19 protein-coding genes are annotated in these 22616 nt (G+C 71.8%); 13 read left to right on the forward strand and 6 right to left on the reverse strand.

All coding sequences use genetic code 11. The annotated features are described in order from the left end of the window. Positions 1 to 127: 127 nt before the first annotated feature. From Cba03nite_RS02615 to secG, 10 genes are all read left to right on the forward strand, one after another. A complete protein-coding gene (locus tag Cba03nite_RS02615; protein ID WP_203741277.1) occupies positions 128 to 592 on the forward strand; it encodes a Rieske (2Fe-2S) protein in 465 nt (154 codons plus the stop codon). A 30-nt stretch (positions 593 to 622) separates the two neighbouring features. Beyond that, positions 623 to 2641 (forward strand): excinuclease ABC subunit UvrC, encoded by a 2019-nt coding sequence (gene uvrC / locus Cba03nite_RS02620; protein ID WP_203741279.1) that lies wholly within the window; start codon positions 623 to 625, stop codon positions 2639 to 2641. A gap of 144 nt (positions 2642 to 2785) precedes the next feature. Further along, positions 2786 to 3697 (forward strand): RNase adapter RapZ, encoded by a 912-nt coding sequence (gene rapZ / locus Cba03nite_RS02625; protein ID WP_346110875.1) that lies wholly within the window; start codon positions 2786 to 2788, stop codon positions 3695 to 3697. Further along, positions 3694 to 4659 carry a gluconeogenesis factor YvcK family protein gene (locus Cba03nite_RS02630; RefSeq protein ID WP_203741286.1) on the forward strand — a complete coding sequence of 322 codons (966 nt, stop codon included), beginning with the start codon at positions 3694 to 3696 and terminating at the stop codon, positions 4657 to 4659. The genes rapZ and Cba03nite_RS02630 overlap by 4 nt, the downstream gene beginning before the upstream one ends. Before the next feature lie 68 nt (positions 4660 to 4727). Then, a complete protein-coding gene (whiA, locus tag Cba03nite_RS02635) occupies positions 4728 to 5708 on the forward strand; it encodes a DNA-binding protein WhiA (RefSeq protein WP_203741294.1) in 981 nt (326 codons plus the stop codon). 354 nt (positions 5709 to 6062) lie between these two features. After that, complete coding sequence (gene gap / locus Cba03nite_RS02640) at positions 6063 to 7067, forward strand: type I glyceraldehyde-3-phosphate dehydrogenase (RefSeq protein ID WP_203741301.1); 1005 nt, start codon at positions 6063 to 6065, stop codon at positions 7065 to 7067. After that, complete coding sequence (locus Cba03nite_RS02645; RefSeq protein WP_203741302.1) at positions 7067 to 8263, forward strand: phosphoglycerate kinase; 1197 nt, start codon at positions 7067 to 7069, stop codon at positions 8261 to 8263. The genes gap and Cba03nite_RS02645 overlap by 1 nt, the downstream gene beginning before the upstream one ends. Next, positions 8263 to 9042: a triose-phosphate isomerase gene (tpiA, locus tag Cba03nite_RS02650; protein ID WP_203741304.1), complete on the forward strand. Its 780-nt coding sequence runs from the start codon at positions 8263 to 8265 to the stop codon at positions 9040 to 9042. The genes Cba03nite_RS02645 and tpiA overlap by 1 nt, the downstream gene beginning before the upstream one ends. A 279-nt stretch (positions 9043 to 9321) precedes the next feature. After that, positions 9322 to 11130 carry an ABC transporter substrate-binding protein gene (locus Cba03nite_RS02655; protein ID WP_203741306.1) on the forward strand — a complete coding sequence of 603 codons (1809 nt, stop codon included), beginning with the start codon at positions 9322 to 9324 and terminating at the stop codon, positions 11128 to 11130. 76 nt (positions 11131 to 11206) lie between these two features. Continuing rightward, positions 11207 to 11473, forward strand: a complete 267-nt coding sequence (gene secG, locus Cba03nite_RS02660) for a preprotein translocase subunit SecG (protein ID WP_203741308.1) — start codon at positions 11207 to 11209, stop codon at positions 11471 to 11473. Positions 11474 to 11589: 116 nt separating this feature from the next. Here secG and pgl read toward each other — a convergent pair whose 3' ends face one another. From pgl to tkt, 6 genes are read right to left on the reverse strand one after another with little or no spacing between them, the layout of a single operon-like run. After that, on the reverse strand, positions 11590 to 12357 hold the full coding sequence (gene pgl, locus Cba03nite_RS02665) for a 6-phosphogluconolactonase (protein WP_203741317.1): 768 nt from the start codon (positions 12355 to 12357) through the stop codon (positions 11590 to 11592). Further along, positions 12354 to 13352, reverse strand: coding sequence for a glucose-6-phosphate dehydrogenase assembly protein OpcA (locus tag Cba03nite_RS02670; RefSeq protein ID WP_203741319.1), 999 nt, complete (start codon positions 13350 to 13352; stop codon positions 12354 to 12356). Before Cba03nite_RS02670 ends, pgl begins: the two co-directional genes overlap by 4 nt. A gap of 34 nt (positions 13353 to 13386) precedes the next feature. Beyond that, positions 13387 to 14922 carry a glucose-6-phosphate dehydrogenase gene (gene zwf / locus Cba03nite_RS02675; RefSeq protein ID WP_203741415.1) on the reverse strand — a complete coding sequence of 512 codons (1536 nt, stop codon included), beginning with the start codon at positions 14920 to 14922 and terminating at the stop codon, positions 13387 to 13389. A 12-nt stretch (positions 14923 to 14934) separates the two neighbouring features. After that, positions 14935 to 16560: a phosphoglucose isomerase-related protein gene (locus tag Cba03nite_RS02680; RefSeq protein WP_203741417.1), complete on the reverse strand. Its 1626-nt coding sequence runs from the start codon at positions 16558 to 16560 to the stop codon at positions 14935 to 14937. Between the two features lie 8 nt (positions 16561 to 16568). Further along, entirely contained in the window at positions 16569 to 17684 is a 1116-nt protein-coding gene (tal, locus tag Cba03nite_RS02685; RefSeq protein ID WP_203741321.1) for a transaldolase, read from the reverse strand. Between the two features lie 5 nt (positions 17685 to 17689). Next, entirely contained in the window at positions 17690 to 19708 is a 2019-nt protein-coding gene (gene tkt, locus Cba03nite_RS02690) for a transketolase (protein WP_239125416.1), read from the reverse strand. 432 nt (positions 19709 to 20140) lie between these two features. Here tkt and Cba03nite_RS02695 point away from each other — a divergent pair, with 432 nt between their 5' ends. From Cba03nite_RS02695 to Cba03nite_RS02705, 3 genes are all read left to right on the forward strand, one after another. Beyond that, positions 20141 to 20995, forward strand: a complete 855-nt coding sequence (locus Cba03nite_RS02695; protein ID WP_239125417.1) for a heme o synthase — start codon at positions 20141 to 20143, stop codon at positions 20993 to 20995. A 227-nt stretch (positions 20996 to 21222) separates the two neighbouring features. Next, the gene (locus Cba03nite_RS02700) at positions 21223 to 21543 is read left to right on the forward strand and encodes a hypothetical protein (protein ID WP_203741325.1); all 321 of its coding nucleotides are present in this window, start codon (positions 21223 to 21225) and stop codon (positions 21541 to 21543) included. 82 nt (positions 21544 to 21625) lie between these two features. Further along, the gene (locus tag Cba03nite_RS02705) at positions 21626 to 22528 is read left to right on the forward strand and encodes an ATP-grasp domain-containing protein (RefSeq protein WP_203741421.1); all 903 of its coding nucleotides are present in this window, start codon (positions 21626 to 21628) and stop codon (positions 22526 to 22528) included. The last annotated feature ends 88 nt before the right edge of the window (positions 22529 to 22616 follow it).

A 22616-nucleotide genomic window follows, 5' to 3' on the forward strand; every position in this document is an offset into this window, starting at 1 on the left:
CCAGGTGCCTGGCAAGACGGATGATCTTCGGGGCCGATCGGACGAGAAATTAGTTGAACTCGCAGCTAAATCTCAGAGCGGGCCGCTAGGTTGATCGGGAAGATTCCTCACCTAGGAGGCCCTCCCCATGAGTGACGTGACCCCCGGCGCCACCTCGCGCCGGGTCCTGCTGACCACCGCCGGTGCCGTGGGCGCCGGTGCCCTGCTCGCGGCCTGCGGTTCCGAGAGCCCGACCGCGACGCCGTCCAACGCCGCCCCCGGCGCGGGCGCCTCGACCGGTGCGACGCCGGCCGGCGCGGGCGGTGGCGCGGTGCTGGCCAAGACCGCGGACATCCCGGTCGGCGGCGGCGTGATCTTCAAGGAGGAGGGCGTCGTCGTCACGCAGCCCACCGAGGGCCAGTTCAAGGGCTTCAGCAACATCTGCACGCACATGCAGTGCCCGGTCAGCTCGGTGGAGAGCGGCAAGATCAAGTGCCAGTGCCACTTCAGCGAGTTCGCCATCGCCGACGGCGCGGTGCTGAGCCCGCCCGCCCCGCGCCCGCTGGAGGAGAAGGCGATCAAGGTCGAGAACGGTGAGATCCGCCTCGCCTGATCGTCGGAGGGCCCCGATAGGCTGACGAACGTGGCTGATCCGTCCCAGTACCGGCCCGCGCCGGGCACGATTCCCGACGCGCCGGGTGTGTACCGGTTCCGTGACGAGCAGGGGCGGATCATCTACGTCGGCAAGGCCAAGAGCCTGCGCAGCCGGCTCAACTCCTACTTCGCCGACGTCTGGACGCTGCACCAGCGCACCCAGCAGATGGTGACCACCGCCGCGGGCGTCGACTGGGTCGTCGTCGGCACCGAGGTCGAGGCGCTCCAGCTGGAGTACTCCTGGATCAAGGAGTACGACCCCCGCTTCAACGTGAAGTACCGCGACGACAAGTCGTACCCGTACCTCGCGGTCACCCTCGACGAGGAGTATCCGCGGCTGCTGGTGATGCGCGGCGCCAAGCGCAAGGGCGTGCGCTACTTCGGGCCCTACTCGCACGCCTGGGCCATCCGGGAGACGCTCGACCTGCTGCTGCGCATCTTCCCGGCGCGCACCTGCTCGGCCGGGGTGTTCAAGCGGGCCGGGCAGATCGGCCGCCCCTGCCTGCTCGGCGACATCGGCAAGTGCTCCGCGCCGTGCGTGGGCCGGGTCAGCGCGGCCGAGCACCGGGGCATCGTCGACGACTTCTGCGACTTCATGGCCGGGCGCACCGACCACATGCAGCGCCGCCTGGAGAAGCAGATGCACGAGGCGTCGGCGGCGCTGGAGTTCGAGCGGGCCGCCCGGCTGCGCGACGACCTGATCGCGCTGCGCCGGGCCATGGAGAAGCAGTCCATCGTGCTGTCCGACGGCACCGACGCCGACGTGGTCGCCTTCGCCGACGACCAGCTCGAGGCCGCGGTGCAGGTGTTCCACGTACGCGACGGGCGGGTGCGCGGCCAGCGCGGCTGGGTGGTCGACAAGACCGAGGACCTCACCGTCGGCGACCTGGTGCACCACTTCTGCACCCAGATCTACGGCGGTGAGTCCGGCGAGTCCGACGTGCCCCGCGAGCTGCTCGTGCCCGAGCTGCCCGCCGACGCCGACGCGCTGGCCGACTGGCTGTCCCAGCACCGCGGCTCGCGGGTGGCGATCCGGGTGCCGCAGCGCGGCGACAAGAAGGCGCTGCTGGAGACCGTCGCGCGCAACGCCGGGCAGTCGCTGGCGCAGCACAAGCTGCGCCGGGCCGGTGACCTGACCGCGCGCAGCAGGGCGCTGGAGGAGATCGAGGACGCGCTCGGGCTGGGCAGCGCGCCGCTGCGCATCGAGTGCTTCGACATCTCCCAGATCCAGGGCACCGACGTGGTGTCCAGCATGGTCGTCTTCGAGGACGGCGTGCCGAAGAAGTCCGACTACCGGCGCTTCATCATCAAGGGCGCGACCGACGACGTCTCGGCGATCAGCGAGGTGATGCGGCGGCGCTTCGCGCGCTACCTGGCCGAGGGCCCGATCGACCCGGAGGCGGAGGCGGCCCCGGCGGGGCGGGCCAAACGGTTCGCGTACCCGCCGCAGCTCGTCGTCGTCGACGGGGGCGCGCCGCAGGTCAACGCGGCCGCGGCGGTGCTCACCGAGCTGGGGGTGACCGACGTCGCGGTGTGCGGCCTGGCCAAGCGGCTGGAGGAGGTGTGGCTGCCGGACGACCCGATGCCGGTCATCCTGGCCCGCACCGCCGAGGGCCTCTACCTGCTGCAGCGGGTGCGCGACGAGGCGCACCGCTTCGCCATCCGCTTCCACCGCGAACGCCGCTCCGCCCGGATGACCGCCTCGGACCTGGACACCGTGCCCGGCCTGGGGGAGATCCGGCGCAAGGCGCTGCTGCGGCACTTCGGCTCGCTCAAGCGGCTGTCCGCCGCCAGCGTGGAGGAGATCGCCGAGGTCCCCGGCATCGGCCCGCGCACCGCGCAGGCGGTGCTGGTGGCGCTCGGCGTGCTGCCGCAGCCCGAGGCTGTCGCGCAGCCCGAGGCCGAGCCCGCTGCCGGCGGTGCGCTTCCGGCTGCCGTACCCACTCAGCCGGGGCTGCGCGACGACGCGGCGCCCGCTGCGGCGGAGGATCCCGGCACCCCTGGCTAGGATGGTTTTCCGTTGCCTGCATCCCGCGGCAACCTGCTCGCCCGCTCGCACGGCTTGGATGGGCCGTCGGGACCGGCGGGCCGCCCGGATGGGCGGTGACCATCAGCAGTGGGGGCACACGTGAGCGTGGATACGACGGCCCGGCTGGGCACGCCCGGCCAGGAACGGGCCGCCGCGGACGAGTCCGGCGAGCGGCCGGCCACCGACCTGGTCGTGGTGACCGGCGTCTCCGGCGGGGGCCGCAGCACGGTGGCCCGCGCCCTGGAGAACGTCGGCTACTACGTGGTGGACAACCTGCCGCAGGCGCTGCTGGTGCAGCTCGCCGAGCTGGCCGCGAAGGCGGGCGGCGCGGCCCGGCACACCGCGATGGTGCTGGACGTGCGCAGCCGGGTGTTCTCCACCGACCTCGCCGGGGCCATCCGCGACCTGCGCGAGAAGGGCTTCTCGCCGCGCGTGGTGTTCGTCGACGCCGACGACGAGGTGCTGATCCGCCGGTTCGAGAGCGTGCGGCGCTCGCACCCGCTGCAGGGCGACGGACGGCTGTCCGACGGCATCGCCGCCGAGCGCGCCCTGCTGGCCGAGGCGCGCGAGCAGGCCGACGTCCTGATCGACACCTCGCACCTGAACGTGAACCAGCTGCGTGCCCGGGTGGAGGAGCTGTTCGCCAGCCCGGAGGCGCTGCGGCTGCGGGTCACCGTGCTCAGCTTCGGTTTCAAGTACGGCCTGCCCCCGGACGCCGACTTCGTGCTGGACGCCCGGTTCCTGCCCAACCCGTACTGGGTGCCCGAGCTGCGCGAGCACACCGGCCGGGAGGAGGCGGTCAGCCGTTACGTCCTCGGCCAGCGCGGCGCTAACACCTTCGTGGAGACGTACGCCCGGCTGGTCACCGCGACCGCACCCGGATTCGAGCGCGAGGGCAAGCGCTACCTGACCGTCGCCGTCGGCTGCACCGGCGGCAAGCACCGCAGCGTGGCCATCTCCGAGGAGCTGGCCCGCCGCCTGCGTGAGCTGCGGGTGGTGGCGCACGCTCAGCACCGCGACCTGGGACGCGAATGAGCTTGGGAACCACGCCGCACGGGGGCGGCGACCGGATCCGGGTGGTGGCTTTCGGCGGGGGGCACGGGCTCAGCGCGAGCCTGCGCGCGCTGCGCGCCACGGGGCTGCCGCTGGACATCACCGCGGTGGTCACCGTGGCCGACGACGGCGGCTCCAGCGGCCGCATCCGGGCCGGCCGCGATGTACTCCCTCCGGGTGACCTGCGTCAGGCGCTGGCCGCGCTGGCCGGTCCCGACGAGGTGAGCGACCGCAGCGCGCGGCTGCTCCAGTACCGCTTCGGCGGCGCCGACGAGCTGGCCGGTCACCCGGTCGGCAACGTGGTGCTGTGCGGCCTGATGGAGCAGCTCGGGGACCCGGTCGCGGCCCTGGACCACGTCGCGGCGATGCTGCGCGCGGTGGGCCGGGTGCTGCCCATGTCCTGCCGTCCGCTGAGCATCGAGGCGGACATCGAGGTCGGCGGCCGGCTGGTGACGGTACGCGGCCAGCACCAGGTGGCCGTGGCGCACGGCCGGGTGGTGCAGGTGCGGCTGGTGCCGCCGGAGCCGGACGCCTGCCCGCAGGCGCTGACCGCGATCGCCGAGGCGGACTGGCTGGTGTTCGGGCCGGGCAGCTGGTACACCAGCGTCATCCCGCACCTGCTGGTGCCGCAGCTCGCGCACGCGATCACGGCCAGCGGGGCGCGCCGGCTGGTCACCCTCAACCTCGCCGCGGACCGGGAGACGATGGGACTGTCCCTGCCGGACCACCTGGACGCGCTCGGGCGTTACCTCCCGGACCTCAAGGTCGATATTGTTCTGGTCGACAGGAATGCCGTGCCAGACCCCGAACCGGTCGCGAATGCGGCAGAATCACTCGGTGCCCGTATCGCGATCGCGCCGGTGGCCGTCGCCGACGGCACCGCGCGACACGATCCGGTCCGATTGGGCCGCGCACTGGTGCCACTCTTGGGCACCGCTCGTTAGCACGTACGACAAACGGCACGACACACCCAGGCATCACAGCCGCGACCGGCCCACGAGGTGACGACACGATGGCGATGACCGCTGCGGTCAAAGACGAGCTCAGTCGGGTCGACGTGCCCAAGCCGTGCTGCCGGCGGGCGGAGATGGCGGCGCTGCTGCGCTTCGCCGGCGGGCTGCACATCGTCTCCGGCCGGGTGGTGGTGGAGGCGGAGCTGGACACCGGTGCGGTGGCCCGGCGCCTGCGCACCACCATCGCCGACCTGTACGGCTACCCGAGCGAGGTGCACATCCTCGCCTCGGGCGGGCTGCGTAAGGGCAGCCACTACATCGTGCGCATCGTCAAGGACGGCGAGGCGCTGGCCCGGCAGACCGGCCTGCTCGACGTACGCGGCCGCCCGGTGCGCGGTCTTCCCCCGAACGTGGTCAACGCCAGCGTCTGCTGCGCGGTGGCCGCCTGGCGCGGCGCGTTCCTGGCGCACGGCTCGCTGACCGAGCCCGGCCGCTCCTGCGCCCTGGAGATCACCTGCCCCGGCCCCGAGTCGGCGCTGGCGCTGGTCGGCGCGGCCCGCCGCCTCGGCATCACCGCCAAGGCCCGCGAGGTCCGCGGCGTCGACCGCGTCGTGGTCAAGGACGGCGACGCCATCGCCGCCCTGCTCACCCGCATCGGCGCGCACGCCAGCGTGCTCGCCTGGGAGGAGCGCCGGGTCCGCCGCGAGGTCCGCGCCACCGCCAACCGCCTGGCCAACTTCGACGACGCCAACCTGCGCCGCTCCGCCCGCGCCGCGGTCGCGGCCGCGGCCCGCGTCACCCGCGCCCTGGAGATCCTGGCCGACGACGCCCCCGGCCACCTCACCAGCGCCGGCCGCCTGCGCCTGGAACACCGCCAGGCCTCCCTGGAAGAGCTCGGCGCCCTCGCCGACCCCCCACTGACCAAGGACGCCATCGCCGGCCGCATAAGGCGCCTGCTCGCCCTAGCCGACAAACGCGCCCGCGACCTCAACATCCCCGACACCGAAGCCGCCGTCACCGCCGAAATGCTGACGGTCTGACGGCCCGGCCCCGGCCCCGGGCCTCGCCCAAGTGCGTCGATCTTGCGTGAACTGTGGGTATGACACGCGCATACCGCCCAAAAGGGCAACAGTTCGCGCAAGATCAACGTGATCTTGAAGGGGTGGGATCGTTGCGGTCTCGTGTGACAGGGGACACGGGGGTGAAACAAAGACCCCGGCGGGGATGTCCGTCACAGCTCAGCTAGGGTCGAAACCGTACGGCGACGCTGCCGGCGGCTCGGCCGCGATGCCGTTGCCAGGTGGGCTGGCGGCGTGACCGGGCGAGTGACCTATCGGCCGCCGCACTGGGCGTAAAAGCCGCCCGTCGGCGCACATGGCGAGGAGATGGGACCTGTGACCATCCGGGTTGGCATCAACGGCTTCGGCCGCATCGGGCGTAACTTCTACCGGGCGCTGCTGGCGTCCGGCGCGGACATCGAGCTGGTGGCCGTGAACGACCTGACCGACAACGCGACCCTGGCGCACCTGCTCAAGTACGACTCGATCCTGGGCCGCCTGCCCTACGAGGTGAAGGCGACCGAGACCGAGCTGACGGTCAACGGCAAGTCGTTCAAGGCGTTCGCCGAGCGGGACCCGGGCAAGCTGCCGTGGGGCGACCTGGGCGCCGACATCGTGATCGAGTCGACGGGCCTGTTCACCGACGCCGCCAAGGCGAAGGTGCACGCCGACAACGGCGCGAAGAAGGTCATCATCTCGGCTCCGGCCAAGGGTGAGGACATCACCGTCGTGCTGGGCGTCAACGGCGACAAGTACGACGCCGCCAAGCACACGATCATCTCGAACGCCTCCTGCACCACCAACTGCCTCGCCCCCATGGCGAAGGTCCTCAACGACGCGATCGGGATCGAGAAGGGTCTGATGACCACGATCCACGCGTACACCCAGGACCAGAACCTGCAGGACGGCCCGCACAAGGACCTGCGTCGCGCCCGCGCCGCGGCCCTGAACATCGTGCCGACCTCGACCGGCGCGGCCAAGGCGATCGGCCTGGTGCTGCCGGAGCTGAAGGGCAAGCTGGACGGCTTCGCGCTGCGCGTGCCGATCCCGACCGGCTCGGCCACCGACCTGACCTTCACCGCCGCTCGCGAGACGTCGGTCGAGGAGGTCAACGCCGCGATCAAGGCCGCGGCCGAGGGCCCGCTCAAGGGCATCCTGGTCTACACCGAGGACGAGATCGTGTCCGCGGACATCGTGACCGACCCGGCCTCCTGCATCTTCGACGCCGGCCTGACCAAGGTCATCGGCAACCAGGTGAAGGTCGTCGGCTGGTACGACAACGAGTGGGGCTACTCGAACCGCCTGGTGGACCTCACCAAGCTCGTGGGCGCCTCTCTCTGATGCGCAACCTCGACGAACTGCTCGCCGAGGGCGTCTCGGGTCGGCGCGTGCTGGTGCGCGCCGACCTGAACGTGCCCTTCGTCAAGGACAGCCCCGGGACGATCGCCGACGACGGCCGGATCCGGGCGGTGCTGCCGACCATCACGGCGCTGCGCGACGCGGGCGCCTCGGTGATCGTCATGTCGCACCTGGGCCGCCCGAAGGGCGAGCCCGACCCGAAGTACACCCTGGCCCCGGTGGCCACCCGGTTCGCCGAGCTGCTCGGCTCGCCGGTGGCGTTCGCCGAGGACACCGTCGGCCCGTCGGCGCAGGCCGCCGTCGCGGCGCTGGCCCCGGGCGGCGTCGTGCTGCTGGAGAACCTGCGCTTCAACGCCGGTGAGACCAGCAAGGACGAGGCCGCGCGCGGCGCGTTCGCCGACCAGCTGGCCGCGTTCGCCGACGTGTACGTCGACGACGCGTTCGGCGCGGTGCACCGCAAGCACGCCAGCGTCTACGACGTCCCGGCCCGGCTGCCGCACTACGCGGGCGGCCTGGTGCGGCGCGAGGTCGAGGTGCTCAAGCGCCTCACCGAGGATGCGGCCACGCCGTACGCGGTGGTGCTGGGCGGCTCGAAGGTGTCCGACAAGCTCGCCGTGATCGAGGCGCTGCTGGGCCGGGCCGACAAGCTGCTCATCGGCGGCGGCATGTGCTTCACCTTCCTCAAGGCCCAGGGCCACGAGGTGGGCGCCTCGCTGCTGCAGGAGGAGATGCTGGACACCTGCCGCGACCTGCTGGCGCGCGCGGGCGACCGGATCGTCCTGCCGGTCGACGTCGTGGTCGCGGACAAGTTCGCCGCCGACGCGCAGACCGACACGGTCGCCGCGACCGCGATCCCGGCCGGCTGGCTCGGCCTGGACATCGGCCCGGAGTCGGTGGCGCTGTTCGCCGACGCGCTGTCCGGCGCGAAGACGGTCTTCTGGAACGGCCCGATGGGCGTGTTCGAGCTGGCCCCGTTCGCGAACGGCACCCGGGGCGTGGCCGAGGCCATCACCAAGGTGGACGGCTTCACCGTGGTCGGCGGCGGCGACTCCGCCGCGGCGGTGCGCGCGCTCGGCATCGACGAGGCCGCGTTCGGCCACATCTCCACGGGCGGCGGCGCCTCCCTGGAGTACCTCGAGGGCAAGAAGCTGCCCGGTCTCGAAGCACTGGAGAAGTGATGGCAGAGGTCAAGCGCCGGCCCCTGATGGCCGGCAACTGGAAGATGAACCTCAACCACCTCGAGGCCATCAAGCTCGTGCAGAAGCTGGCGTTCAGCCTGACCGAGAAGCAGCTCGAGGACGTCGAGGTGGCGGTGCTGCCGCCGTTCACCGACATCCGCAGCGTGCAGACCCTGGTGGACGGCGACAAGCTGCTCATCAAGTACGGCGCGCAGGACCTGTCGGCGTACGCGTCCGGCGCGTACACCGGCGAGATCTCCGGCGCGATGCTGGCGAAGCTGGGCTGCTCGTTCGTGACGGTCGGCCACTCCGAGCGCCGGCAGTACCACGCCGAGTCCGACGAGCTGGTCAACGCCAAGGTGAAGGCGGCGCTGGCCAACGAGATCACGCCGATCCTGTGCGTGGGCGAGGGCCTGGACGTCCGCGAGGCGGGCAACCACGTCGAGTACACCCTGGCCCAGCTCGACGGTGGCCTGGCCAAGCTGAGCCCGGCCGAGGTCGAGAAGGTCGTCGTGGCGTACGAGCCGGTCTGGGCGATCGGCACCGGCAAGACCGCCACGCCCGAGGACGCCCAGGAGGTCATCGGCGCGATCCGTGCGCAGCTGACCAAGACCCAGGGCGAGTCCACCGCGCAGGTGGTGCGGGTGCTCTACGGCGGCTCGGTGAAGGCCGGCAACATCGCCGAGATCATGGCGCAGCCCGATGTGGACGGCGCGCTGGTCGGCGGCGCGAGCCTGGACGGCGACGAGTTCGCCAAGATCTGCCGCCTGGGCGTCTGAGCAGGTGCAAGCCGCGGCGAGAGCCGCTCGCGGAGCCCCGTCCCGCTGCTGCCGCAGCAGGGGCGGGGCTTCGCCGTATCACGGGACGGACACGGAAAGTGATCTCGTGGCTGCCCCGAGTGTCGCTTTGTTGCGATCTGACTCCCGGCTGCCGCAGGGACCGCCCGAGTGCCTAGAGTGTGCGCGTGACCGGGCGACTTTGATGTTGCTCGGCCGCCCCCCGACCACCCCCTAGAGATCCTTGGCGGGCCACCCCCCACGCCCGCTGGGAGGACGACGATGCCGAACCTCTCTTCCGAAACTGGCTCGTCGCGGAGCGCCGCCACCCACCTGGCGCCCCAGGCGACTCCGCAACCCCGGCGCCTGCGCCGCCTGACCGCGGCCGCCGTGGCGCTCGTAGCGCTGGGCGCCGCGTCGGCCTGCGACTCGGCTGCCGACGCGAACGACACCGTCGCGTCCGGCGGCACGCTGCGCGTGGTGCTGCCCTCGCTGCCGGAGCACCTGGACCCGCAGCGCATCGCCGCGGCGATGGACGCCAACATCAGCCGGCTGCTGTCGCGCACGCTCACCACGTACAAGGCGGAGCCGGGCGCGGCCAGCAGCGAGCTGGTGCCCGACCTGGCCACCGACCTCGGCCGCCCCAGCGAGAACAACACGGTCTGGGAGTTCAAGCTGCGCGAGGGCATGAAGTGGGAGGACGGCGCGCAGGTCAACTGCCAGCAGCTCAAGTACGGCGTCGAGCGCAACTTCGCGGCGACCTTCGACTCGGGCCTGCCCTACGCCGAGCTGATGCTGAAGGACAACGCGAGCCCGTACGAGGGCCCGTTCGGCGGCAAGGAGCTGGAGTCGGTCTCCTGCGAGGACGCGTACACCGTCCGGTTCCGGCTGAAGCAGCCGGCGGGCGACTTCAACTACACGGTGGCGCTGCCCATCTTCTCCCCGGCCAAGCCGGGCGCCGACGCCGACAAGGAGGCGTACGACCTGCGCCCGCTGTCCAACGGCCCCTACCGGGTCGAGGCGCGCACGGCGAAGGACAACGTCTTCACCCTGGTCCGCAACGAGCACTGGTCGCCGAGCCTCGACTCGGTGCGCAAGGGCCACCCGGACAAGATCGTGTTCCAGGTCGACGAGAACGACCCGGCGGTCACCAACGCGCTGATCCAGGACCAGGGCGCCGACCGCAACACGATCATGCTGCAGAACAACGTCGCGCCGAACTTCCTGCAGCAGGTGATCAACGACCCGAAGCTGTCGCAGCGGGCGGCCACCGGCCCGACCGGCTCGGTGCGCTACTTCGCCATCAACACCCAGCTGGTCAAGAACCTCGACTGCCGCAAGGCGCTGGTGTACGCGTTCAACAAGCGCAAGTACCGGCAGGCGATGGGCGGCTCGATCATCGGTGACCTGGCCACCGCGATGCTCCCGCCGGGCCTGGCCGCGCACGCCAAGTTCGACCACTACGACACCCTGGTCGACAGCGACGGCAACGAGGACAAGGCGCTCCAGCACATCGAGAAGGCCAAGGCCGCGGGCGTAACCTGCCCCGACACCATCTCGGTGGCGCTGCCCGACAACGACACGATCGCCCGCTACGTGAAGACGATGGTCGACGCGTACGTGCGCATCGGCGTGAAGGTGAACCTCAAGCGCTACCCCGCGGACAAGTACTGGGGCACCATCGCCGACATCGGCCACGGCAACCACCTGGTGTACGCGGGCTGGCTGCCGGACTGGGCGAACGGCTCGGCGGTCATCCCGCCGCTGTTCGACGGCCAGCTGGTCAAGCCGACCGGCGAGCAGAGCGGCTCGAACTACTCGTTCCTGCAGAACGCCGACATCGACAAGGCGATCGCCGAGGCGATGGGGGAGACCAACGCGGAGCGGCAGTACAAGCTGTGGGGCGAGCTGGACAGCAAGCTCTCCGAGCTGGCCGTGACGATCCCGGTGCTCTACCCGAACTCGATCCGGATGTACGGTTCGAACGTGGCCGGGGCGTTCATCCACTCGCAGTTCGGTGCGCCGGATCTGGCCGCGCTGGGCCTGAAGGATCCCTCGATTCCGGTGGATGTGACCTCCTCGGCCTCCTAGCCGGCCGCCTGGCCCGCTATTGTTGTTCGACACCCGCGGCCGCGCGAGCGGCCACCGAACCTAAGGACACCTGCTCATGCCGATCGGCTTCGCCTACACGTTGATCGTGTTGCTGATCATCACCAGCGCCCTGCTGACGCTGCTGGTCCTGCTGCACCGGGGCAAGGGCGGCGGCCTGTCCAGCATGTTCGGCGGCGGCGTCTCGTCGAGCCTGGCGGGCTCGTCGGTGGCGGAGAAGAACCTCGACCGCTACACCGTGCTGGTGGGTATCGTCTGGTTCGCCTGCATTGTCGGACTCGGTCTCTGGCTGAAGCTGGAGATGGCCGCCGGCAACGTCGGCTGACAGCACGCACGAAAAGGGCGGCTGACCCGGTGGGGTCAGCCGCCCTTTCGGCTTTGCTCTGCACACCTATACGCAACTGTTGCGTATAGGTGTGCAGAGCAAAGGCCGTCGTCGGGTCAGCGCAGCGCGCGGGAGCTGAGCGGGACCTGGGCCGCCGCGGCCCGGTCCAGCAGCCAGACGGTACGCGAGGTGCCGTGCACCCCGGCCGCGGGCAGCTGCACCGGCCCGGCCCCGGTCAGCGCCATGCCCACCGCGCCCGCCTTGTCCGGGCCTGCCGCGATCAGCCACACCTCGTCGGCGGTGTTGATCGCAGGCAGGGTCAGCGTGGTGCGCACCGGCGGCGGCTTCGGGCTGCCCCGCACCGCGCTGACCGGCCGCGTCTCGTAGGCCACCGGGTGCTCCGGGAAGACCGACGCCACGTGCCCGTCCTCGCCCACGCCCAGCAGCAGCACGTCGAAGTGCGGCAGCTCGCCCGAGCCGGGCGCGGAGCGGGCGAGTTCCGCGGCGTAGCGCGCGGCCGCCAGCTCCGGGTCTGCGCCGTCCGGCCCGTCGGAGGGTGGCATCGGGTGCACCCGGGCGGGATCGAGCGGCAGCGCGTCCAGCAGGGCCTCGCGCGCCTGGGTGTCGTTGCGGTCCGGGTCGCCCGCGGGCAGGAAGCGCTCGTCGCCCCACCAGAGGTCGACCCGGGACCAATCGACCGCGTCCCGGGCCGGGTTGGCCAGCACCGCCCGGTACACGGCGGCCGCGACCCGGCCCCCGGTCAGCACGACGTCGGCCGATCCCCGCTCGGCCTGCGCGTCCAGCACCCGCACGATGAGGCGCGCGGCCACCGCCTCAGCGAGCAGCCGCGCGTCCGCGTGCACGATCACACTCGACTCGCTCACGCGGGCACCGTCTCCCACGCCGGGTCCTGCCAGATGTGGGTACGCACGCCCGCGCGCTCGCCGAGCTCGGCCGAGCCGGTCGCGGCGGCCAGGGCCGCGGCGTAGGGCTGGTCGGCGTCGAGCCGCTGCAGCTCCTCGGCGAGCACCTCGCCCAGGCGCCGCTCGACCAGCGGCAGCACCTGGTCCCGGACGCCGCTCTTGCGCAGCAGCGCCATACCGTCGCCCGTGCTGTGCAGGCTCAGGCTGCCGCCGTCGGCCAGCGTGAAGTCGACGCCGGACAGGTTGCCCTGCGCCGAGTCGGCCGTCTCCACCGCGATCTGAGTCCGCGCGATGATCCAGCCGCGCAGCAGGGCGCCCAGCGGGTCGCCGGGGGAGGCGTGCACCCGCGCCGAGACGGCGGGCGCGAGCTCGGTGTCGAAGGCGCCCGCGATGAGCGAGCGCCAGCCGGTCAGCCGGGTCCAGGACAGGTCGGTGTCGCCGGGGGCGTAGTCCACCGCCCGCTGCCGCAGCGCCGCGGCGGGGTCGGGGCACTGGGCGATGTCGGTGACCCGCCGCTCGGCGACCACGCCCAGCGGGTCGTACGCGATGTGCTCCGGCGGGCAGCCGTGCCACCAGGTGACCACCGGCACGTCCGGGGCCAGCAGCGGCATGACCACCGACTCGCTGTGCAGGGCCAGCCGGCCGTGCATCCGCATGATGACGGCTTCGCACGGGCCGAGCCGGCCGCCGACCACGATCTCGGCGTCGAGCCGGTCCTTGGCGACGGCGGTCGCCGTGTCGACCCCGGCCACCGGGCCGCGGCTGACCACGAGCAGGCGGCAGGGGTGCGACGCGGCGGCGATGGTGGCCGCGTCCTCGACCTGCCGGACCCGGCCCTCGTCCACGACGACGACCAGGTTCAGCGCGAGACCGCTGGCGACGCCGCCCGCGTTGCGCCGCTCCGAGGCGAGCTTGCGCACCACCTCGTTACCGGTGGTGTCCCACAGGGCTAGCATCCGCTCCTACTTCCACTGACGTGCGTCGATGGGGTCATGCCCGCCGCCAGGAGCGTCCCTCGCGGGCCAGCATCTCGTCGGCCTCACGCGGGCCCCACTCGCCGGCCCGATAGGTGGCCGGCTTGGTGCCCTGCCAGGCGTCCTCCAGCGGGTCGATGATGCGCCAGCCCTCCTCGACCTCGGCCGCGTCCGGGAACAGCGTCCGGTCGCCGAGCAGCACGTCGAGGATGAGCCGCTCGTACGCCTCCGGGCTGGACTCGGTGAAGGCCTCGCCGTAGGCGAAGTCCATGGTGATGTCGCGCAGCTCCATCTGGGTGCCGGGCACCTTGGAGCCGAACTTGAGCATCACGCCCTCGTCCGGCTGGACCCGGATGACCAGCTGGTTGTTGCCGAGCAGCTCCACGTCCTCCGGGTAGAACGGCAGGTGCGGCGCCTTCTTGAAGAGCACGGCCACCTCGGTCACCCGGCGCGGCAGGCGCTTGCCCGCGCGGATGTAGAACGGCACGCCCGCCCAGCGGCGGTTCTGGATGGTCAGCCGCACCGCCGCGTACGTCTCGGTGGTCGAGTCCGCCGGGACGTCGGCCTCCTCCAGGTAGCCCTTGGCGCGCGCGCCGGCCACCCAGCCCTTGAGGTACTGCCCGCGGACCGTCTCGGTCGCCACGTCCTTCGGCGGCACGGTGGCCCGCAGCACCTTGAGCTTCTCGGCGCGGATCTCGCTCGCGTCGAAGGTGGTGGGCTCCTCCATGGCGACCAGCGCGAGCAGCTGCATAAGGTGGTTCTGCAGCACGTCGCGGGCCGCGCCGGTGGCGTCGTAGAAGCCGGCCCGGGTGCCGATGCCGACGTCCTCGGCCATGGTGATCTGCACCGAGTCGACGTACTTGGAGTTCCAGAGCGGCTCGAACAGCGAGTTGGCGAAGCGCAGCGCCAGGATGTTCTGGACCGTCTCCTTGCCCAGGTAGTGGTCGATGCGGAAGACGTCCTCGGCGCTGACCACGTCGTCGACGAGGTCGTTGAGCGCCTTGGCCGACTCCAGGTCCTCGCCGAACGGCTTCTCCACCACGACTCGGCGCCAGCCGCCGGACTTGGCGTTGTCCGCCATGCCGGTGCGCTCCAGCTGCTTGAGCACGGTCGGGAAGGCGGCCGGGGGGATGGACAGGTAGAACGCGGCGTTGCCCTGGATGCCGTGGCTGTCGCGCAGCTCGTTCAGGCAGGACGAGAGCCGGTCGAAGGCGGCGTCGTCGTCGAACGCGCCGCCCACGAACCGGATGTTGCCGGCCAGCCGGGTCCAGACCTCCTCGCGCCACGGGGTGCGCGCGTGCTCCATGGCCGCGGTGCGGGCCATGGACTCGAAGTCGCCGTCGCCCCAGTCGCGCCGGGCGAACCCGGCGATGACGAAGCCGGGCGGCAGCAGACCCCGGTTGGCCAGGTCGTACACGGCCGGGATGAGCTTCTTGCGGGCGAGGTCACCGGTGACCCCGAAGATGACCAGCGCGCAGGGCTCGGGGATGCGCGGCAGGCGGCGGTCCTGGGGGTCCCGCAGCGGATTGCGCCGCTGCGGGACGGACGGCACGGTCACGTGACGTCACCCTTCCTTGTGGGGGGCCAGGCGGGCGGCCGCGTCGAGCAGCTGGGCGATGCCCTTGGCGCGGTCGGTGAGGTGCAGGTGCAGCAGCGGGCGCGCGCGCCCGGCCAGCGCCTGCCGGTCACCGCCGGCCTGTGCGGCCTGCAGCTGCCCGAAGGTGTACGGCTTGCCCGGCACCGGCAGGTCCTCGGCCACCTCGCCGGTGATCTGCAGGAACGCGCCGGACTGCGGGCCGCCCTTGTGGTACTGGCCGGTCGAGTGCAGGAAGCGCGGGCCCCAGCCGAAGGTGACCGGGCGGCCGCTCGCCGCGGCCAGCAGCTCGCGCAGCTTCGCGGTGTCCGCGTCGGCGAACCGGTCCAGGTACGCCATGATCGCGACGTAGCCGTCCCCGCCCGCCGCGTCCAGCAGGGCGCGCAGGGCCTCCTCCAGGGAGCCTCCGGCCCCGTACCCGACGATGTCGCCCTCGGTGAACGACGGCGCCGCCGCGGGCAGGCCCTCTTCCAGGATCTTGGCGGTGTTCTGCTTCGACTCGGTGACGTTGGGCTGATCGAACGGGTTGATGCCGAGCACCCGCCCGGCCACCGCGGTGGCGGCCTCCCAGCACAGGAACTGCGCGCCCAGCGCCCCGTTGACCGAGACGTGCGGGACCACGCCGCTGCCGGGGATCTCGCCGACGCCCAGCGCCCCGCCGACCGTGGCGGTGAGCACGTCCGGGCCGGTCGCGCCCGCGCTGGTCGGGGTCTCCACGACGACGGGCAGGACGCCCTTGCCCTCCTTGCCGGTGGATTCGGCGATGAGCTGCTCGGCCCAGTCGCCCAGGCCGGTGATGCCGCTGCCGTCGTCCACCAGCGCGATCTTGTCGCGGCCGTTGCGGGCCGCCGCGCCCATCGCCGCGCCGAGCAGGAACGCCGGGTTGTCGACGTCGTCGGTCAGCGTGCTCGCGAACCACTCTGCCTGGTCCAGCAGCTCGGCCACGTCGACCCCGGCCAGCGCCGTGGGCACCAGGCCGAACGCGGTCAGCGCGGAGTAGCGCCCGCCCACGTCGGAGTCGGCGAGGATCACCGAGGCGCCCATCTCGCGGGCGGTCGCCTCCAGCGGCGAGCCCGGGTCGGTGACGACGACGAACCGGCGGCCCGCCTCGGCCGGGCTCAGGCCCGCGTCGAGGAACGCCTGCCAGTACGCCCGGCGGTGGCTGTCGGTCTCGACGGTGCCGCCGGACTTGCTGGACACCACCACCACGGTGCGGTCCAGCCGGTCGCGCAGGGCCGCGGCCACCTGGCCCGGATCGGTGGTGTCCAGCACGGTGAGCTGCTTACCCACCGTGAGGGAGATCACCTCCGGGGCCAGCGAGGAACCGCCCATGCCGGCCAGCACCACGTGGTCCAGCTCGCCCAGCTCGTCGCGCAGTGCCGCGAGCTGCGGCAGCAGCGCCCGGCTGCGCTGGAACGTGTCAACCCAGCCCAGCCGGATCGAAGACTCGGCCTCGGCGGCCGGACCCCACAGGGTGGGGTCCTTGGCGGCCAGCTTGGCCGGCACGCCGTCGGTCAGCAGCTCGGCCAGCACCGGCTCCGCCTCGGCGGCGATCTCCTGGCTGACCCGTACGGCCAGCCCGCCGCCCACAGACATCTCCTGCGTCACGCCTGCTCCAGTTTCGCCTGTACGCCCTCGAGGAGCTCTTTCCAGCTGGCGTCGAACTTGGCCACGCCGTCGCGCTCCAGGAACTCGACGACGTCGTCGTAGTCGACGCCGACCTCGCGCAGCGCGTCGAGGGTCATCTCGGCCGACTGCAGGTTGCCGCTGACCGTGTCGCCGGGCACCTTGCCGTGGTCGGCGAAGGCCTGCATGGTCTTCTCCGGCATGGTGTTGACCGTGTTCGGCGCGATCAGCTGCTCGACGTAGAGCGTGTCCGGGTAGGCCGCGTTCTTGGTCCCGGTGGAGGCCCACAGCGGCCGCTGCGGGCGCGCCCCGGCCGCCTTGAGCGCCGCCCAGCGCTGGCCGCCCACGACCTCCAGGTGCGCGCCGTACGCCAGGCGGGCGTTGGCCACCGCGGCCTGCCCGCGCAGCGCCAGCGCGTCCGGGGTGCCGATCTTCTCCAGCCGCTTGTCGATCTCGGTGTCGAAGCGCGACACGAAGAACGACGCGACCGACTCGATCTTCGACAGGTCGTGCCCGTTGGCCTTGGCCTGCTCCAGGCCCTCCAGCCAGGCGTCCATCACCGCGCGGTAGCGCTCCAGCGAGAAGATCAGCGTCACGTTGACGCTGATGCCCTCGGCCAGCGCCGCGGTGATCGCGGGCAGGCCGGCCAGGGTCGCCGGGATCTTGATGAACAGGTTGGGCCGGTCGACCAGCCACCACAGCTGCTTGGCCTCGGCGATGGTCGGCTCGGTCTGGTCGGCCAGCCGCGGGTCGACCTCGATCGACACCCGGCCGTCCACGCCGTCGGTGGCGTCGAAGACCGGCCGCATCACGTCGCACGCCCACCGGATGTCGTACGTGGTGAGCATGCGCACCGCCTCGTCGACCGAGACGCCGCGCACCTTCAGCTCGTGCAGCTGCGCGTCGTAGTCGTCGCTGCCGGCCAGCGCCCCGGCGAAGATGGTCGGGTTGCTGGTGACGCCGACCACGTGCGACTCGTCACGCAGCTTGGTCAGCGCGGTGTGGGAGCCGCCCTCGGTCAGCCGCTCCCGGGAGATGTCGTCGAGCCATACCGCGACGCCCGCGGCGGAAAGCTCGCCCAGTGGATCCGTCATGTCGTTCACGCACCTGCCTTCGCGAGGGAGCGGCGGGCCGCGTCGGCGACCGCCTCCGGGGTGAAACCGAACTTCTCGAACAGCGTCTGGTACGGCGCGGAGGCGCCGTAGTGCTCCAGGCTCACCGACTCGCCCGCGTCGCCGACCAGGTCACGCCACGACATGGCGATGCCGGCCTCGACGCTGACCCGGGCCTTGACCGCGGCCGGCAGCACCGACTCGCGGTAGGCCGCGTCCTGCTCCCGGAACCACTCCTGGCACGGCATCGACACGACCCGGGTCGCGGTGCCCTCGGCCTCCAGCCGCTCGCGGGCGGCCAGCGCCAGCGACACCTCGGAACCGGTGGCGATCAGGATCACCTGCGGGGTGCCCGAGGAGGCCTCCTCGAGCACGTAGCCGCCCCGGGCGAACGCGTCGGCGGTCGCCTTGGCCGGGTCGAGCACCGGGATCGCCTGGCGGGTCAGCGCCAGCGCGGTCGGGCGGTCGCTGTGCCGCAGCGCCATGCGCCACGCGTGCGACGTCTCGTTGGCGTCGGCGGGGCGCACCACGCTCAGGCCCGGGATGGCGCGCAGCGCGGTCAGCTGCTCCACCGGCTGGTGGGTCGGGCCGTCCTCGCCGAGGCCGATCGAGTCGTGTGTCCAGACGTAGGTCACCGGCAGCTGCATCAGCGCGGCCAGCCGCACCGGCGGGCGCATGTAGTCGCTGAACACCAGGAACGTGCCGCCGTAGACGCGGGTGCCGCCGTGCAGGGCGATGCCGTTCATGATCGAGCCCATGCCGTGCTCGCGGATGCCGAAGTGCAGCGTGCGGCCGAACTCGTGGCCGGGGAACTCCTTGGTGGCGTACTCCGCCGGGACGAACGACGGCTCGCCCTTCATGGTGGTGTTGTTGCTCTCGGCCAGGTCGGCCGAGCCGCCCCACAGCTCCGGCAGCACCGGCGCCAGCGCGTTGAGCACCTGGCCCGACGCGGCGCGGGTGGCCACGCCCTTGGCGTCGGCGGGGAAGCTGGGCAGTGCGTCCTCCCAGCCCTCCGGCAGGGTCCGGGTCTTCATCCGCTCGAACAGCGCCACCCGCTCCGGGTTGGCCTTCGCCCAGTCCTGGAACGAGTCCTTCCACTGCGTGTGCAGCACACGGCCGCGCTCGCCCACCGCGCGGGTGTGCTTGATCACGTCGTCCTCGACCGGGAACGCGACGGCCGGGTCGAAGCCCAGCACCTCCTTGACCGCGGCGGCCTCGTTCGGGCCGACCGCCGAGCCGTGGATCTTGCCGGTGTTCTGCTTGGTCGGCGCGGGCCAGCCGATGATGGTGCGCAGCGCGATGAAGCTCGGCTTGTCGGTGACCGCCTTGGCGCGCTGGATCGCCGCCCACAGCTGCGGGATGTTCTCCTCGTACCCGGTGTTGCCGTGGGTCCAGTCGACCTTCTCCACGTGCCAGCCGTACGCCTCGTACCGCGCGCAGACGTCCTCGGACTTGGCGATGCGGGTGTCGTCCTCGATCGAGATCTCGTTGTCGTCGTAGAAGACGATGAGATTGTCGAGCTTCTGGTGGCCCGCGATGGAGGAGACCTCGTGGGTCACGCCCTCCTCGATGTCGCCGTCCGAGCAGATCACGTAGATGTGGTGGTCGAACGGGCTGGTGCCGGGGGCGGCGTCCGGGTCGAACAGGCCCCGCTCGCGGCGCGCGGCCATCGCCATGCCGACCGCGTTGCCCAGCCCCTGGCCCAGCGGGCCGGTGGTGGTCTCCACGCCGCGGGTGTGGCCGTGCTCCGGGTGGCCCGGGGTCAGCGAGCCCCACTGCCGCAGCGCCTGCAGGTCCGACAGCTCCAGGCCGTAGCCGGCGAGGAAGAGCTGGACGTAGAGGGTGAGGCTGGAGTGCCCGGCGGAGAGCACGAACCGGTCGCGGCCGGTCCAGTCGGGGTCGTTGGGGTCCAGCCGCATGGCCCGCTGGAAGAGGAGGTAGGCGAGGGGGGCGAGGCTCATCGCGGTGCCCGGGTGGCCGTTGCCGGCCTTCTCGACGGCGTCCATGGCCAGGACGCGGGCGGTGTCCACCGCGCGGCGGTCGATGTCAGACCAGATCAACTGCTCGGTCACAGCTGTGCTACTCCTAGCGGACTCGTCCGTCACCGCCAGGCCGTGGACAGGTTCGCCACGCCCAGGGGCTCCGGCAGGTACAAAGCATCGTCGCGCGGGCGGCCACGGTGTCGCCGGCGTCGGTGTTGACCCTACTCATACCCTGCACGACACATGTGCGAACCCGTCCATTCCGCGCGAGGTGGCGCGCCCGCAGGGCTTGACCAGCGTTGCCGTACTGTGTAGCGGGTGAGCACGCTCGCCGCAGAGTCGCCCGACGCGGCCACCACAGATCTCCCGTCCCCCCGCACCAGCCCGATCCCGGTCCAGCCGGGGGCGGCCGCCCGTGCCGCGCAGGAGCGGGCCCGCAGCGTCCGCTGGGCCAAGGTGGGGGCGTACGTGTCGCTCACCAAGCCGCGCATCGTCGAGCTGCTGCTGGTCACCACCGTCCCGGCGATGATGCTGGCCGCCGAAGGGCTGCCGTCCGTCTGGCTGATGCTGGTGGTGCTGGTCGGCGGCTCGTTCGCGGCCGGCGCCGCCAACGCGATCAACTGCTACCTCGACCGCGACATCGACCCGCTGATGGGCCGCACCTCGCGCCGCCCGCTGGTCACCCACCAGGTGGCCCCGCGGCACGCGCTGCTGTTCGGCCTCTCCCTGGCGGCCGCGTCGACGGTGCTGATGGCGCTGTTCACCAACTGGCTTGCCACCGCGCTGACGGTGGCGGCGATCGTCTACTACGACCTGATCTACACCGCCTGGCTGAAGCGGACCACCCCGCACAACACCTTCTGGGGCGGCGTGTGCGGCGCGATGCCGGTGCTGATCGGCTGGGCTGCCGTCACCGGCACGCTCGCCCCGGCGGCGTGGCTGCTGTTCGGCGTCGTCTTCTTCTGGCAGATGCCGCACTTCTACGCGCTGGCCATCCGGTTCAAGGACGACTACGCCCGCGCCGGCATCCCCATGCTCACGGTGACCGCCACCCCGCGCCGGGTCGCCATCGAGTCCGTGGTGTACTCCTGGCTCACGGTGGCCACCTCGCTGGCGGTGTGGCCGCTGGGCATGTCGTCGGTGTACGGCCTGCCCGCGCTGATCTGCGGCGGCTTCTTCATCCTGGAGGCGCACGGCCTGTACAGCCGGACCGTGAAGGGGGAGCCGGTCAAGCCGATGCGGCTGTTCCACTGGTCCACGGCGTACCTCACGATCGTGTTCGTGGCGGCCGCGGTCGACGTGTTCATCTGAGCGGTTCTTGACTGTTTGGGCAGGACACGCCCGATTTGGTAACGGAGTGTCGGCCAGCTGACTCCAGCTGGCCGAGGGCTGTCCGTTCTGCGACGCATTGACCGTGATAATTCCGGGCGAACTCGGACACTTGATCAATAATCACAGAGTTGCGATCACGTAACAGGAATCACAAAAGGTCCTCACAGTACCTCCACCGGACGCCCGTTCTGCTTATGGTGCTTGGCATGGCAGATGGTTCAGATACGACGATGACGATCGAGCACCCCACCGCCACGCTCGTGGCGGGCCTGCGCGAGTTCGCGAGCGCGCACGGGGGAGCGAAGGGCGTCATCGAGTACGTCGGTCGGCGTGGTGCGCGCATCGTGCTGGTGGGCACTGACGGAGCCTGGGGCGACCAGTTCGCCGCGAGCACCGACATCGCCAGGGCCGCCTGCGAGCGGGCCGGCGTCACCGTGGAGAACGAGTGGGAGCGTGAGCTCATCGAGCTGATGCGGCCCACCAACGACCTCTGGCGCTCCATGTCCAAGCGGACGCTGGCACGCTGAGGTTCTTTCACCTCTCCGGTTATATTCGGATCTTGTGAGCACACCCCTTGACCACGCGACCCGGGCAGCTGCCCGGGTCGCCCTGGTTTCCACCCCCGTTCCCGCTGCCGCTCCGGCCGATCGGCGGCCGCGCGTCGCGATCGTCACCTGCGCCGAGATTCCGCTGCTGGAGCCCGACGACCGGCTGGTGCTGCCCGCGCTGGCGGCGCTGGGCGTAGACGCCGAGCCCGCCGTGTGGGACGACCCGGCCGTCGACTGGGCCGCGTACGACCTGGTCGCGCTGCGTTCGACCTGGGACTACGCGCAGCGCCGGGACGAGTTCCTGGCCTGGGCGCGCCGCGTGCCCCGCCTGGTGAACCCGGCCGAGACGGTCGCCTGGAACACCGACAAGCGCTACCTCGCCGAGCTGGCCGCCGCCGGGCTGCCGGTCACCCCGACCGTGTTCCTCGGCCCGGACGACTCGTGGACGCCGCCCGGCGGCGAGTACGTCGTCAAACCCGCCGTCAGCGCGGGCAGCCGCGACACCGGCCGTTACGGGCCCGGAGACGGCGCTCTGGCCGTGGCGCACGTGCGCCGGCTGCAGGCCGCGGGCCGGATCGTCATGATCCAGCCGTACCTGCCGGCGGTGGACTCCTACGGGGAGACCGCGCTGCTGTTCTTCGCGGACCCGGTGACCGGCCGCCTGGTGTACAGCCACGCGATCCGCAAGGGGCCCATGCTGACCGGCCCGGACGAGGGCATGGACACCCTGTACAAGCCCGAGGAGATCACGCCGCGCGTGCCCACCGCCGCGGAGCTCGCCGTCGGCGAGGCCGTGGTGGCGACCCTGCCCGGCGGCCTGGCCTACGCCCGCGTCGACCTCATCCCCGACGAGCGCGGCAACCCCCTGCTCGTCGAGCTGGAACTCACCGAGCCCTCGGTCTTCATGCTCCACCATGAGGAGTCCCCCGCCCGCCTCGCCACCGCCCTGGCCTCCTTCCTCTGACACCCCGCCGCCCGGCCGTCGCCACCGCCCCGAGCCGGGTTCGGCCGGCTCGGCCAGCTTTCCGGCTCGGCCGCCGGTGAAGATCGCG

The organism is Catellatospora bangladeshensis, assembly GCF_016862575.1.
Lineage (GTDB): Bacteria > Actinomycetota > Actinomycetes > Mycobacteriales > Micromonosporaceae > Catellatospora > Catellatospora bangladeshensis.

Excerpts from the sequence above, each read along its gene's own strand:
- Cba03nite_RS02645 (WP_203741302.1), top strand. The coding sequence starts at position 7,067 with ATGCGCAACCTCGACGAACTGCTCGCCGAGGGCGTCTCGGGTCGGCGC.
- Cba03nite_RS02700 (WP_203741325.1), top strand. The coding sequence starts at position 21,223 with ATGGCAGATGGTTCAGATACGACGATGACGATCGAGCACCCCACCGCC.
- secG (WP_203741308.1), top strand. The coding sequence starts at position 11,207 with ATGCCGATCGGCTTCGCCTACACGTTGATCGTGTTGCTGATCATCACC.
- Cba03nite_RS02680 (WP_203741417.1), bottom strand. The coding sequence starts at position 16,560 with ATGTCTGTGGGCGGCGGGCTGGCCGTACGGGTCAGCCAGGAGATCGCC.
- Cba03nite_RS02615 (WP_203741277.1), top strand. The coding sequence starts at position 128 with ATGAGTGACGTGACCCCCGGCGCCACCTCGCGCCGGGTCCTGCTGACC.
- whiA (WP_203741294.1), top strand. The coding sequence starts at position 4,728 with ATGGCGATGACCGCTGCGGTCAAAGACGAGCTCAGTCGGGTCGACGTG.
- tkt (WP_239125416.1), bottom strand. The coding sequence starts at position 19,708 with ATGGACGCCGTCGAGAAGGCCGGCAACGGCCACCCGGGCACCGCGATG.
- Cba03nite_RS02655 (WP_203741306.1), top strand. The coding sequence starts at position 9,322 with ATGCCGAACCTCTCTTCCGAAACTGGCTCGTCGCGGAGCGCCGCCACC.
- tpiA (WP_203741304.1), top strand. The coding sequence starts at position 8,263 with ATGGCAGAGGTCAAGCGCCGGCCCCTGATGGCCGGCAACTGGAAGATG.
- tal (WP_203741321.1), bottom strand. The coding sequence starts at position 17,684 with ATGACGGATCCACTGGGCGAGCTTTCCGCCGCGGGCGTCGCGGTATGG.
- Cba03nite_RS02630 (WP_203741286.1), top strand. The coding sequence starts at position 3,694 with ATGAGCTTGGGAACCACGCCGCACGGGGGCGGCGACCGGATCCGGGTG.
- Cba03nite_RS02670 (WP_203741319.1), bottom strand. The coding sequence starts at position 13,352 with ATGCTAGCCCTGTGGGACACCACCGGTAACGAGGTGGTGCGCAAGCTC.